We start from the raw sequence: 13,251 nt of genomic DNA on the forward strand, positions 1-13,251 counted from the left end.
TCAGAGGTGCAAGCACCTCGTCTGTTCGCTCGACTTGCATGTATTAGGCACGCCGCCAGCGTTCATCCTGAGCCAGGATCAAACTCTCCATAAAAGAAGTAAGCTTGATTAGCTCGTTTGATTGTTTAAGTCAATCACTCTTGAAGTACTGCTCTGAGTACTCAATTATCGGAATTAACGTTGACATATTGTCATTCAGTTTTCAATGTTCATATAAGCCATCTGAAACATTATATAACATAATTGCTTCGTTATCAAATATTTCTCAAGACTTTTTCTATAATAACTCATTTTTCATCAATTTTCAATAGTAACTTTTACACCATCGAATTTGACTGAAACTTTAATTTCATGTCGCTTCGTTCAAGCGACTTTAACATAATATCAAGTGTGTGCGTTGTTGTCAACAAGAAATTAACTTAATTTCATTTTTATTGCTTGTTTTCGCTCACAAGAAATCATTCTAATGGCTCTCTTCCAAAAAATCAAGTCTTTTTTAGTTTTTAATTATTTGTTTTTCTGAATCAAAAGAGAATAAAACAGCTAGAAAAAACTAATCCGAAACAAAAATTATAGTAAAGTGCTAGCCGATTGGGGCTGAGACCTAATCATTTTATGCATTGGAAACTAATAAGTGGTATCCCAACTTCCTCCATAATCTTAAACTTGATTGTGATATATATACAAGAACTACTCAAAAAGCAATGATGGACGGTTCTGATTCCGTCCATTCCTCCCTATATATCAACTACTTTGCTGTTTTGTTAATGATTTTCTGTGCGATTGACTGGTAAATACCACCTAATTTGTCTTCAGGCTGATAGATTGATGGTGCAAAATCAACTGGTTTCCATGATGGCTGTTCAAGTGGTAATTGACCTAAAAGTTCTGTCCCTAATTCTTCTGCTAACTTCTGACCGCCACCTTTACCAAACACATATTCTTTGTTGCCCGTTTCTTTGCTTTCAAAATATGACATGTTTTCGATAACACCTAGGATAGAGTGTTCTGTATGTTTCGCCATCGCTCCCGCTCTCGCTGCTACAAATGCTGCTGTTGGGTGTGGTGTTGTAACTATGATTTCTTTACTAGACGGCAACATCGTATGTACATCTAGTGCAACATCGCCAGTGCCAGGTGGTAAATCTAAAACAAGATAATCTAAGTCTCCCCACTTCACCTCTGTAAAGAAATTCGTCAACATTTTCCCAAGCATAGGTCCGCGCCAAATCACAGGTGCATTTTCTTCCACAAAAAATGCCATTGAAATGACTTTGACACCATAACGTTCAACCGGTACAACGGTCTTTCCTTCAATACCAGGTTTTTCATCGATCCCCATCATATCAGGTACACTAAAACCATAAATATCCGAATCAATTAATCCAACACGCTTACCTGCACGTGCAAGTGCGACTGCTAAGTTGACTGCAACTGTTGATTTCCCAACGCCACCTTTACCAGAAGCCACTGCAATAAACTCTAAATCATTGCCTTGAGCGATGAACTGTTCAATGGTTTGTTGTTCTTTCTCTTTACTTCCACGATATTTTTCAACTGTTTCTTCCGGAAGTTCCTCAAAACGAATGCCCACAGTTTTGGCACCATTCTCTTTTAATTTTTCTACTATTGCCATTTGCAAATCCAGTTGCGTTTGACCACCAAGTTGTGCCATGGCTACTTTGATGCTGACATGTTCTTTCTCTTCTTTAACTGATGCTTCTATAACACCACCCGTTTCACTAAGTGGTACGTTAATAATCGGATCATTGATTTCTCCAACGAGTTTTTTGACTTGTTCTACTGTTAACACGAATGCCCTCTCCTTTGTACACATTTGATTCTAGTTTAACAAAATATAAAGCGATTGCATAAGGTATAAACCCTTGATTTGTTAAAAAAGTTTCCCATACAAAAATAACTGACTTGTACGTGGAACAGGAATCGTATTTTCCAACTTGATTCTGCTGTCCCACCCCAACTTCAGTTAATTGAGATTATGCACGTCTTACATTTTTATGCTTGGGTATTTTTCCCTTTTTTCCACGATCATAAATAAAGAAACTTAAAATAAAACCTACTAGTACAAAACCTGATGTAACATAAAAGGCAAGGTTGATACCCGATGCCATTGCCTCACGTTGGGCAAGTGCAGATGACATACCAGTTGGTGCAAAATATTTTGACGCACCAATTGACATAAGCGTTACCATTAATGCTGTTCCCATTGATCCTGCAATCGTACGCAATGTATTCATAATAGCTGTACCATGTGATACCATCTCATTTGATAATGAGTTAATGCCCGCTGTATTCAACGGCATCATCAATAAGGAGATAGAGAACAGTCTTACTGTATAAACAGTGATTACATACCAATATGCTGTATTGGCAGTTAATTGTGCCATCATGACTGTTGAGATTAACAAGATAGCAAAACCAGGGATCACGAGCACACGAGCTCCTACTTTATCGTACAAACGGCCTGTTACAACTGACATAATACCATTGATAACTGCGCCCGGTAAGACAACGAGTCCTGAGAGCATCGCTGATAAACCTAATGAACTTTGTACATAAAGTGGGATCAACAGTGCAGGTCCTACCATTGAAGTGAATGCAATCATAGACGCAATAGAAGTTAATGTGAAAGTGCGTGTCTCAAATGCATACAGATTCAATATTGGATTATCAATTTTAAGTTGTCGCAAAATAAAAATTGCAATGATAACAAAACTAATGATTAATGTGAGAAAAACAATCGGGTGATGGAACCCTTGAGAGCCAGCAATACTGAAAGAATACAACATAAGTCCGAATCCAAGTGTCGATAACACAACTGAGAACTTATCGAGCGTTACTTCTTTTATTGAACTAAAGTTACGCATGTAGACCATACCAAAAATATAGCCAATGATTGCTACAACGACGACAACATAAAGTGGTGCTCGCCATGAGAAATGGTCTACTAATACGCCTGAGAGTGTTGGACCTATCGCTGGGGCAAACTGTATGACAAGTCCAGAAAGACCCATCGCAAAACCACGACGATCTTTTGGGAATAACGAAAACATTGTAAATTGACTGAGTGGCATAATAATCCCCGCTCCCACCGCTTGGATGACACGAGCAATCATTAATACAGAAAAACTAGGGGCTAAAGCAGCTGTTATAGAACCAATTAAAAATGCCCCCATCGCTAGTAAGTACAAATTACGCGTGGGGATACGATCCATAAAATAAGCTGTTAAAGGTATCATAATACCATTAACTAACATAAATCCAGTTACAAGCCACTGTGAGGTGCTTTCATCAATATTGAGCCCTTCCATAATAACAGGCAACGCTGTGTTTAATAATGTCTGGTTCAAGATCGCAATGAATGCACTAATGAGCATGACGGCAACAATAATGTTACGCTGCTCTCGACTAACTTGAACGCTAGATGTCATAAAAATTCTCCTCTCTTTTGGTCATTCCTATATTTTACGACCAAATGGTTAGCTTGGCAAATCATTTGTCACAAATCTTCTCTATCCTCGTCTGTTCAAATCTTTAGAGTCAGGATAAAAAACTTCTTTGCATACATATAACAGTGCAATAATAATCATCAACACCCAATAATCTATATGGATCTTCGTATAGTGAATGTGTATCATATAATAAAACATTAACACCATAAATGTGTATGTTATTAGATGAAAGCAAAAACCCTGAAAATATGGACTGAAATATAACTTTTTCCGCAATAAATCCATCGTATATTCAATACAAAATATAACAAAATAACTCAATAAGATATAACTGCCATAATATATTAAATTATCGTAGAATCCCTCATTAAATGAAAATTCACCTAAACCTAAAATGATAAGAATTCGACTCACACCGTAAAGTCCAAATGCCAACAATGTAAGAAAAATCATGCCTGAAATTGCAAAAATGGAAAGAATCACGAATAAGGAAAATACATTAAATCTACCTTTCATCGTTCATCCCTCCAATTTTTTAAAAATGATCTATTCTATTATGCTATATCATGTATACTTCTAAACCAAATTAAGACTAATAACAAGACAATCGTAATTGCTACGAGCATGACATTTTGAATTGGCCATTGCGTAAATGACACTTGCAGCAAATATATTGTGCCAATAACTGCTGATCCAGACGCACTTCCCATATTACGTGTCAATGTAAATAAAGACATCATCTTCTTCATATTCGGCTGTGTCGACGTCTCTTGAACAGTGACACTGTCCTTCGTATAAATCATACCAAAGCTTAACCCTACAATAAACATAACAATAGCAATCGCCCAAATATTAGTTGCACCGATATACATACTAATGCTACCTATCAATAATAAACCAAACGCCAACAGATAACTCCCTTTTAATGATAAGCGCATTTCAATTTTATCTAATGTGAAATTAATGACCAACCATGCAATAGAAAGTGGAAAAATGAGCAGACCACTTTGTAATGGGCTTAGGTGTAAATTGTCTTGTACGTATGTTGGAATAAAGACGTTAAAACCAATCAATATAAAAGCTACAAAAAAATCTGTAAAGAATGCACGTACAATCTGTGGCTTGAATTCATTAATTGGGAAAAATGATGTAGTGCGTCGCTTAGAATCATACCAAATAGTTATACCAAAACCTATTAAGATGATAAATGCACTAACTGTTATAAAGCCAGTTGTCGGTATGACAAGCGCTACAATCAATGCAAGAATCAGTAAATACATCAATGAGATACCTAAATAATCTATCGCTTGTCGCACAATCGATTCATTTTCAAAGTGATAGCTATATATAACGAATAAAAATGCAATCACACCGATTGGAACATTGATATAAAATAACCAATGCCATGTCGCAATTTCTAAAATAAAGCCACCGAGAAATGGTCCTAAAATACTCGATATTCCCCAGACACTTCCGACAATCCCCATCACTTTATAACGAAATGGAATTTCAAATGCTAACTTGGGTACTATCTGAACTAAAGACATATTCATACCCGCACCAATCCCTTGAATTAGACGTGCAATAATCAGCATGTCAAAACTTGTACTCATACCCGATAGCAAACTACCACCAATAAATAATATGAGGCCTCCAATAGTGACGTACAATACTTTGACGCGTGACATCAACTCACTCAACAAAGGGATCACCATAATAATCCCAATGAAATACATTGTAATAACAAGTGATATAGATGACTGTGCGTTAAGATCATCTCGAATGGTAGGTAACGCCAATGAAACAATTGAAGATTCTATAGCTGACATAAACATAATAAGCACGAGCGATATAATAATGCATGTTCTTTTTAGATTCATTGTTGACACTCCTTTCAAGTTATTATCATGTGTCATATCCATAAAAACAATACGTCATTTGATACACATAACTAAGGCTAGAACCTCAATTTATGAAGTGCTAGCCTACCTAACCTATATAATGGGGTCAGTGTTACATAAAATAAAGAATTCCTACAAAATGGAACATTGATGCAATCAAAATAAAAATATGCCAAATCATATGGAAGTATGGGCGATTCTTTTGCGCATAGAACCATGCACCAATAGTATATGAGATACCGCCTAGTAAGATGAAGATAAGGAACCACCATAAACCTTTGCTAATAATAATCGGCAAGTAGATAATACCTACCCATCCCATCAATAAATAAATGAGCAAGCTGAGTTTAGAGTTTACTTTTGTTGCAATCGCCTTATACAAAATACCCCAAATCGTTGCACCCCATAAAATAATCATAATCGACCAACCAAGCCATCCGCCTACTAGCACGAGTGACACCGGTGTATATGTTCCTGTAATCGCCACATAAATCATACTGTGATCAATGATACGCATCACATACTTATGCGGGGAGTTCTGTTGCATCGTATGATAAACCGTAGAAGATATAAACATTAAAAACAAGCTAATGACAAAGATAGAGACACCCACTGACATGAGTACGCCCGACGTTGCATAGCTATAAACGGCCGCATAAGGTAAAGCGATTAACATAAGCAGCGCAGCCACGCCGTGCGATACAGAGTTTCCTATCTCTTCACCAAATGTTAACGGATTAATATCTCTAAATGTTTCAAGTGCTGTCTTTTTCTTGGCTTTCGCATTTGTTGCGCCTACTTTTGTCATTTCATCACCCTTATTCAATGATATTCATGCGTTTTAAGTCCGCAGTTGCGGTTTCAACACTATCCTTGCCTTCTTTATTTTTCAATGGACTGAACTCTTCTTCACGTGGTACTTGTAATGTAATGAAAGAATTTGCATACTTGAAAATATCAAAATAAAATAGTTCAAACTTAAGTGTTGGCCGAGTTACAACGCCAAAATCTTCATCTAGTTGTTCCAGTTGTTTGATAGCAAGATGATATGGCAATGCTTTGTCCACTGCTTGATTAATAAATGCTAGACGGAATGCATGAATACCAATATTTGCATTGTTGAATGTGTCAGCAGCACCATCTTCCAGCTCTGAATATTCTAAGACAACATCTTTACCATCTTGTACAACGAGGCGCCCAACAGATTCCCCTGGTTTCGGTGCAATTGACTTAGAAGTCACATCTTTATGGTGATGTACTGTAAAGCCTGCAAACAACGGATCGAGTACACGAACAAGCACATTATCAATATTATTCATGAACACGTACTCATTACCGTTTTCAATCATCTGTGCCAAATAACCCGCTGATTTTAAAGACTTGAATACCCCGCCATTTCCATTCGGTGTTTCCATAATTTGACTCGTTTTATCAAAAATTAATTGCCCCGCTTCGTTCAACGCCACCATATTATCTTGTTTAAAGAAATAAATATGTGCTTCTGGATAGTTAAAATAGCGATGCGCTTCAAAAAAGGCACGTGTTGCTTCGTCATTAATATCGCTCGTCATAATATACCAGTCAACGAACGTCCCCGTTTTTTCTTGTAGTTCTAACAATTGATCCGCTTGTAGTTCAAAAAGGCTTTTATTGCCAATTGTAAATGTTCCTTTAGGGCCTTTATGTCCAAGGCGTGTACCTTGTCCACCAGCCAACAATAACACCGCAAACTTACTGTTTTTAATCGCTTCTAATCCTTCACTTGTATACATTGTAATAGTGTCATCATCAAATGTTACACGTTGTTCAAAGTTAACTTCTTGAACACCTGATACGTCTTTGATTGTTTGTCTGTTCACATACACATCATTATATAATGCCTGAATCTCTGCTAAATCTAATGACGCAACCTTTTCACTAAGGCGTTCTTTTTCATTTGTGCTCATCATTTTTTCATATTCACACAAATGCGCTTGATTAACCTTTTCTAATTTATTCTTCTCTAACATAACTTCTTTTTTCGCTCCTTTTGAATAGGTAATTCGTATGCAAGGCTTGAGATAAAGTGATAAGAAACTAGTAAATCGTCTCTCAATCTCCTGCAAATTACTTATAATGTAGCATCGATTCTAAAACGTACTTAAACCCCTCATCAAACAGCATATAAATTGTCAAAATACTAAATGTCGTTGCCAATGATAAATCAACAAGTCCCCCTGTTTTAAAGTGAATGGGGAATCTTACCCTTATTGGTACTGGAAATAATAAATGCACACCTCTTGGCGTGAGCATATCTAATATTACATGTGAAAGCATACCACAGATTATTGAAATCATGTAGTATATCGGTGTTTGGATAAAATATAATAACCCATATGTCATCATAATAAATAGTATTGAATGTGTCAGCGTTCGATGTCCAAACAAATGTTTGACTATCCAGCTAAGTAACCATAATTTTCTTCCTATCTTACTTCGTGTATGGCAAATATCTGGAAATATACTCGCAATGCCTGCTATGACCATACTTGTCACGGTTTCAAAAATATCTAATTCAAAATGTAGCGCAACGGCTGTACCAACTAATAAACCCGCAGCCGCATGTGTTTTACCTGTCATGAAGGCACTCCTTTCTATACAACACAAAAATTATAGCATAAAACACATAAAAACACGAACGTATTTTCGCTTATTTATTAGTATGTCACATTAATTTAAAAAGTATCACACATTCACTTGCAAAATTGATATGAATGCGTTATCATGTATTTACAAATTAGTTAAAGGATGTGTCAGTCGAATGGCTATGACAGTTAAGAAAAACGACAAGGAAGTACAAATTCAATGGAGAGTTGCTGATATCCGTATTCCTAATGAAGCAATCAAAAATGTTTCAGAAGACAGAGATATCCATGCAGTACCTGAGTTAGACAACAAGCACGTTTCTCGTATCGGTTCAACATTTGGTAAAACGAACCGTGTCATTATCGATACTGAAGATCATCAATACATTATCTACACATTTAATGATAAAAAAGTTTATAACGAAGTCACGAAATAAGTGAGTTTATAATAAAAGACGGCGTTCTCTTTCGGGAGAGCGTCGTCTTTTTTGTGAGAGTATTATAGGACTTTCATGTAGTAGTAAAGAGAGAAAAAGTGTGGATAGCTTGTCACTTCAATCAGCTACTCACTTCTATATGAGACCTATGACTAGGATTGAATATATTTACTCATATCCTAGTCTCTTAACTAAATATTTATAAAATAGGGCTCGTGCTGCTCGAATAACACAACAAATAATGCTTCGTCTTTGATAAAAATAGTAGGATTACACGCTTTTTTGATTAAAGTTTCAACATCACATTCAACAAAGCAATAGCAGGTATATAAATAGTTCCCTGCAATAATTGACGTATAGATCAACTCTAAAACTTGAGAAACCGTCAATGGTTCAGTGATTAAAAAACCAGATGTTGTTTCTATATAAGGAATACCAAGTACCTTCAATTCCTCATCAAGCCCTTTTTCTTTTGGAATCAAAATTGCCTGCATATTGTAATCTGCAATAATAGGTTCAATTGTATTGTCATAAAAACTGTTGAGACTCGAAATATGCGTCTCTATCCATTTGACAGTTGCATCGACTCCATATTCAATCACATCAAATTGCGGTCTATTTGCCACTTCCACTTCTATCAAAGGGAGCACTTTACGATTTGATGGTTCAAAAGGTTCTTCATACCATGAAACATCTAACCGACAAATGATAGGTTGCCATATTAATAACGGCTCATACTTTGCATTCAAAATAATAAGAATTACTTCAAAATCAAGTTGCTCAATAAATGATGCCTTTTGATAAACCGACTTCTTTTCACGATACACATATGTGTAATAATCTGTGAAGTATAATTGTGTCGTTGCTTGTTGTAATACTTTTTGAATTGCAGATTTTAGCTTTTTAGGCTGACACGCATACATTTCTTTATCTTTGGCATGTATCACACCATGTTCCACCTTCAAATTTTGGATGTACTTTTGTTTTAAAATATACACCACCACCTTTAGTCTAAAAGCATTCTATAGATAGAAAATAAAATCGATTGCTTGCGTCTTTTAATCACCTACATATCAAGTAGTTCTTCTGCAAAAAATTCTTCACCGCCATCATTTCCCCAATCAATACCCACAACATCACCGCATTCTGCTAAGTCTCCTAAAAGCTCATTATAAAAATCCTCGACAGACATTGTTCTTAACGCAAAATTTTCCCATAGCTCAATTTGATAAGCTTTAGCCCCTTCTTCCTATCTTTTAAATGCTTTTATATACTTACTCCCGTTAAGGAGATAGACACTTTCATCTTCAAAGTATGGTATGATAGCAAACTCATTATCTATATATACTTTCGACTTTTTAAAACTTGGCTTACTAAATTCATGGTTCAAAATAAAGATGCCTGCAAAAATATAATTATAGCTTCTATTCACTAGAACAGATAGGAGTTGTCTGTACAAATCAACACTTTCATTTTCCAAAATAATGAATTTTGATTCAATTCTAAAACCTATACCATTTTTATTCAGATATTCTTTCAATTCTTTGGTAGAATCAAATATTGCTAAGTTAAAATTGAATGAATCCAAAAGCATTTCATTAAATTTAATATCTGCCGACAATATATCATTACCCTTGTATATCACACTTCTAGATAAATCAAAAATCTCTCTCTCAACAATAAATTCTATATGCTGTTTTTTTATTAAAACCATCTCCATTTCTTTATCACTGCTTTTCTAAAAATCTCCCCCTACTTATCTCTGTGAATATTTCTTTCATTCTCTCTCCAAATATATAGTTTCCATCGCTAAAATCAAAGAGTACATAATCTCCATGAGGGTATGGAGGATATTCAAAGCTTTCTTTTCCTTGTCTTAGATTGATATAAAAACTATCTATATCCCTCTCTAATAGATATAATTCTTCAAAGTTATTTACTAATTCATTAGTAATAAAGTCTAAATAACCATCTATTTCACGCTCAGCCTCTACTAAATCTTCAATTTTTAAAGGTAATATTTGATATTTATCATAATCAATAAATAACTCATCCCAATTTTCACTGTCTTTTTTCCACGTAAATATCGCGAATCTAACGTATTTTCTTTTGAATTTTTTCCACCGTAATTTTGAAAATTTATATGTTATGTCATAATGCTTCATTATATATCCCTCATAGTTATCTTATTCTGCAGAATCTGGATCTATGTCAAGATTACGGACACAGTAAAAAGAGAATTCTACCACGCTTCGCTTGCTTGCCTATATAGTTGTTATCAATTTACCATGTCCGTTTCTTAGTCTAGCATCATTAGGAAGTGCTTTATTTTTTTACTAATATCCATAATGAGCCCTGATTAAATGTTTTTTGACGTCTAATCAGGGCTTTTTATAAAAGAAGCTAGGAAGGAATTATGTACCAGCCCCTTCCTTTCACTCTAAGTGGCATGTTCTAAACTTGGAATTTTGTTATTTATATTTTCATCAACTATTCTACTTCTCTTAACTTATCATAGTCAATTTGGACACCACGTAGTTCTAATGCCTCTTCTGTCACATATAATAATTCCTCAAAGTCATGGCGGTCGTCACTTAAATCAAGGGTACCGGAAGATAACACCTTATCATAATATATTCTCCCTTGCGCAATCACGTAACATTTCGTATACAGAATTGTATCCTCAGATAGATAATTTTCGTAGCTAACTGATGGATCATACACCTTTAGTTTGGACAGATTATTAACCCTATCTGCAAAAGTATTATGAAATTCGATAATTTCTTTTTTCTTTAGCTTCGATAGTTTTTTCACCAAAAATTCTGTGGTATCTTTGCCCTTTAAATACTTATCTATTATACTCCAAAATACACCTTCCTCCATATATTTGTAATATTCTGGAGGATGTAGATGACCATGCTCCTCTTCCTGTATCATTTTTTCAAACTCTTCCGGTCTCTCTTGAGATAACCATTCATAGTATAAAGACATAGTTGTTAAAACTCCATAAAATGGTGAATTGATAGGGATTATTCCCCTCACATCTAGATTACCTATGATTCTATACTTTTTTTCGCTTTGTTGAAAATGACCTCCCCAAGAGTGGTAATCTATATCTCTGGTCCCTGATTTATCTACCGCTGACTCCATTATCTCTGGGTCCTCAAGAGAAGGATAACTTAAAGAAAAATATTTACTAATCATAACTAAGCATTCTTTTCCTTTTTTATCTACTTCTAACACCACCATGCATCCATAATAACCTTCAGGTAACTCCTCAACTATGACATCTCCTATATTTAATCCTTCTATCATCAAAATTACCGCTCTCCCTTATTAACGTCTATGTCTATGTCTAGGTAGTTTATGTTTTCCAGCTGCCATACTTAAACGTCCTTTTCTGTAAAAATGATTAACTGCTGCTTGTTCCCAAATCTTTGCTCTTGCCCTACCTCTTATATTCTTTCTGATAACTTGTTGCCATACATATTTCTACCCCAGCTATTAACTTGCCTTGTTGCTCTGGATCTATGTCAAGATTACTGACACAGTAAAAAGAGAATTCTACCGCGCTTCGCTTGATTGCCTATCTAGTTATGTACTTTTAAAAATCAAAAAGCACATAACTATATAGGTTATTATTATGCATATTTCTTCTCAAATTCTATGGGACTCATATAATTTAGCGTTGAATGAATCCTTTTAGAACTATAAAAAGTAAGGATATATTCTAAAATACTAAACATTGCCTCATTCCTGTTTTGATAATCACAGTGATGAATCAGTTCTTTTTTGATAATACTATGAAATGATTCTATACATGCATTATCGTAACAGTTTCCTCTACAGCTCATACTTGTTTGAATCCCTTTTTCACGTAATAATGTCTGATATTCTTTAGAAGCGTACTGACTTCCTCGATCTGAGTGATGAATTAATCCTTGTTTTGGTTCTTGTATCGTACAAGCTTTTTCAAAAGCCGATATCACAAGGTCTTTGGTCATGCGTGATGACATCGCCCAACCAATAATTCTTCATGAAAATAAACCTATGATTGTTGCCAAATACAGCCAGCCTTCTCTTGTATACATATACGTTATATCTGCGACCCAAACACGCCTAGCTGCGACACTTTAAATGCCTGATTCAATATATTGGGATAGACAGGTAAATTGTGTTTTGAGTTCGTTGTAGCTTTGTATTTCTTTTTGGTAATAGACCTAATACCTAATTCTTTCATCATTCTGCTTACAGTTCTTTGTGTGACTGTGTAGCCTTTACTTCTTAATATTTGAGTAATTTTAGGACTCCCGTATCGCTTTTGACTCTGGATATAAATTTGATAAATAAGCTTTTTTAATATATTACGCTTATTGGTATGATTACTTGGTTTGTGATTTTTCCAACCATAATAGCCGCTTTTCGAGACACCTAGTACTTGGCACATTTTTATAACACGAAATTCATGTCGATGTTCATCTATAAACCTGTAGATTACTTCTGGTCTTTGGCAAAGATGTGCATAGCCTTTTTTAAGATTTTATTCTCTTCTTCTAGCTCTCTTAACTTTTTTGTAAGTCAGCTTCAGACTGTTTCTGCGGTGTACGCTTACCACTACCTACAAATGCTTTTTCACCGTCTTTACGATATGTACTTAACCACTTTGTTAATGTTTGGATAGGGATATCTAAATCTCTTGAAACATCTGTAGCACATCTACCAGACAGATTCTACCAACTGAATGGCTTCCATTTTAAAATTGTGGTCATACTTTCTTTTTGATATAACTGACACTCCCATAAATTGATTTCTTTAT

13 protein-coding genes, 1 rRNA gene and 1 pseudogene are annotated in these 13,251 nt (G+C 35.1%); 1 reads left to right on the forward strand and 14 read right to left on the reverse strand.

Annotation, left to right across the window (positions count from 1 at the left end):
* The 8 genes from NXS11_RS03345 to NXS11_RS03380 form a co-directional block, all read right to left on the reverse strand.
* Nucleotides 1–94, reverse strand: a 16S ribosomal RNA gene (locus NXS11_RS03345); the annotation flags it as partial.
* Between the two features lie 654 nt (nt 95–748).
* Nucleotides 749–1,813 (reverse strand): iron-sulfur carrier protein/transcriptional regulator SalA, encoded by a 1,065-nt coding sequence (gene salA, locus NXS11_RS03350; protein WP_259198648.1) that lies wholly within the window; start codon nt 1,811–1,813, stop codon nt 749–751.
* A gap of 184 nt (nt 1,814–1,997) precedes the next feature.
* Nucleotides 1,998–3,452 carry an MDR family MFS transporter gene (locus NXS11_RS03355; protein ID WP_259198650.1) on the reverse strand — a complete coding sequence of 485 codons (1,455 nt, stop codon included), beginning with the start codon at nt 3,450–3,452 and terminating at the stop codon, nt 1,998–2,000.
* An 81-nt stretch (nt 3,453–3,533) separates the two neighbouring features.
* Nucleotides 3,534–3,989 carry a SepA family multidrug efflux transporter gene (locus NXS11_RS03360; protein ID WP_259198652.1) on the reverse strand — a complete coding sequence of 152 codons (456 nt, stop codon included), beginning with the start codon at nt 3,987–3,989 and terminating at the stop codon, nt 3,534–3,536.
* 38 nt (nt 3,990–4,027) lie between these two features.
* Nucleotides 4,028–5,353 carry a multidrug efflux MFS transporter SdrM gene (gene sdrM, locus NXS11_RS03365; protein WP_259198654.1) on the reverse strand — a complete coding sequence of 442 codons (1,326 nt, stop codon included), beginning with the start codon at nt 5,351–5,353 and terminating at the stop codon, nt 4,028–4,030.
* 133 nt (nt 5,354–5,486) lie between these two features.
* On the reverse strand, nt 5,487–6,182 hold the full coding sequence (trhA, locus tag NXS11_RS03370; RefSeq protein WP_259198655.1) for a PAQR family membrane homeostasis protein TrhA: 696 nt from the start codon (nt 6,180–6,182) through the stop codon (nt 5,487–5,489).
* Between the two features lie 10 nt (nt 6,183–6,192).
* Entirely contained in the window at nt 6,193–7,383 is a 1,191-nt protein-coding gene (locus NXS11_RS03375; RefSeq protein WP_259198656.1) for a UTP--glucose-1-phosphate uridylyltransferase, read from the reverse strand.
* A gap of 97 nt (nt 7,384–7,480) precedes the next feature.
* A complete protein-coding gene (locus NXS11_RS03380; RefSeq protein WP_259198657.1) occupies nt 7,481–7,993 on the reverse strand; it encodes a metal-dependent hydrolase in 513 nt (170 codons plus the stop codon).
* Between the two features lie 181 nt (nt 7,994–8,174).
* Here NXS11_RS03380 and NXS11_RS03385 point away from each other — a divergent pair, with 181 nt between their 5' ends.
* A complete protein-coding gene (locus tag NXS11_RS03385) occupies nt 8,175–8,435 on the forward strand; it encodes a SunI/YnzG family protein (RefSeq protein ID WP_103357442.1) in 261 nt (86 codons plus the stop codon).
* A 191-nt stretch (nt 8,436–8,626) separates the two neighbouring features.
* On the opposite strand, the gene NXS11_RS03390 is transcribed toward NXS11_RS03385, so the two are convergent.
* The 6 genes and pseudogenes from NXS11_RS03390 to NXS11_RS11140 all read right to left on the reverse strand — a co-directional run bounded on the left by NXS11_RS03390 (nt 8,627) and on the right by NXS11_RS11140 (nt 13,235).
* Nucleotides 8,627–9,382 carry a hypothetical protein gene (locus tag NXS11_RS03390; protein WP_259198661.1) on the reverse strand — a complete coding sequence of 252 codons (756 nt, stop codon included), beginning with the start codon at nt 9,380–9,382 and terminating at the stop codon, nt 8,627–8,629.
* A gap of 119 nt (nt 9,383–9,501) precedes the next feature.
* Entirely contained in the window at nt 9,502–9,627 is a 126-nt protein-coding gene (locus NXS11_RS03395; RefSeq protein ID WP_373319371.1) for a hypothetical protein, read from the reverse strand.
* A 57-nt stretch (nt 9,628–9,684) separates the two neighbouring features.
* Nucleotides 9,685–10,155, reverse strand: a complete 471-nt coding sequence (locus NXS11_RS03400) for a hypothetical protein (RefSeq protein WP_259198662.1) — start codon at nt 10,153–10,155, stop codon at nt 9,685–9,687.
* A 7-nt stretch (nt 10,156–10,162) separates the two neighbouring features.
* Nucleotides 10,163–10,600, reverse strand: coding sequence for a hypothetical protein (locus NXS11_RS03405; RefSeq protein WP_259198663.1), 438 nt, complete (start codon nt 10,598–10,600; stop codon nt 10,163–10,165).
* Between the two features lie 325 nt (nt 10,601–10,925).
* Nucleotides 10,926–11,750, reverse strand: coding sequence for a DUF4240 domain-containing protein (locus NXS11_RS03410; protein WP_259198664.1), 825 nt, complete (start codon nt 11,748–11,750; stop codon nt 10,926–10,928).
* A gap of 326 nt (nt 11,751–12,076) precedes the next feature.
* Nucleotides 12,077–13,235, reverse strand: a pseudogene (locus tag NXS11_RS11140) (IS3 family transposase).
* Between the last annotated feature and the right edge of the window lie 16 nt (nt 13,236–13,251).

It is taken from the genome of Staphylococcus americanisciuri (genome assembly GCF_024814435.1).
Lineage (GTDB): Bacteria > Bacillota > Bacilli > Staphylococcales > Staphylococcaceae > Staphylococcus > Staphylococcus americanisciuri.

What these genes read in the sequence shown, in the direction of transcription:
- NXS11_RS03405 (WP_259198663.1), bottom strand. Translation starts at nt 10,600, where the DNA reads ATGAAGCATTATGACATAACATATAAATTTTCAAAATTACGGTGGAAA.
- NXS11_RS03385 (WP_103357442.1), top strand. Translation starts at nt 8,175, where the DNA reads ATGGCTATGACAGTTAAGAAAAACGACAAGGAAGTACAAATTCAATGG.
- NXS11_RS03355 (WP_259198650.1), bottom strand. Translation starts at nt 3,452, where the DNA reads ATGACATCTAGCGTTCAAGTTAGTCGAGAGCAGCGTAACATTATTGTT.
- NXS11_RS03375 (WP_259198656.1), bottom strand. Translation starts at nt 7,383, where the DNA reads ATGTTAGAGAAGAATAAATTAGAAAAGGTTAATCAAGCGCATTTGTGT.
- trhA (WP_259198655.1), bottom strand. Translation starts at nt 6,182, where the DNA reads ATGACAAAAGTAGGCGCAACAAATGCGAAAGCCAAGAAAAAGACAGCA.
- sdrM (WP_259198654.1), bottom strand. Translation starts at nt 5,353, where the DNA reads ATGAATCTAAAAAGAACATGCATTATTATATCGCTCGTGCTTATTATG.
- NXS11_RS03400 (WP_259198662.1), bottom strand. Translation starts at nt 10,155, where the DNA reads ATGGAGATGGTTTTAATAAAAAAACAGCATATAGAATTTATTGTTGAG.
- NXS11_RS03410 (WP_259198664.1), bottom strand. Translation starts at nt 11,750, where the DNA reads ATGATAGAAGGATTAAATATAGGAGATGTCATAGTTGAGGAGTTACCT.
- NXS11_RS03395 (WP_373319371.1), bottom strand. Translation starts at nt 9,627, where the DNA reads ATGTCTGTCGAGGATTTTTATAATGAGCTTTTAGGAGACTTAGCAGAA.
- NXS11_RS03360 (WP_259198652.1), bottom strand. Translation starts at nt 3,989, where the DNA reads ATGAAAGGTAGATTTAATGTATTTTCCTTATTCGTGATTCTTTCCATT.
- NXS11_RS03380 (WP_259198657.1), bottom strand. Translation starts at nt 7,993, where the DNA reads ATGACAGGTAAAACACATGCGGCTGCGGGTTTATTAGTTGGTACAGCC.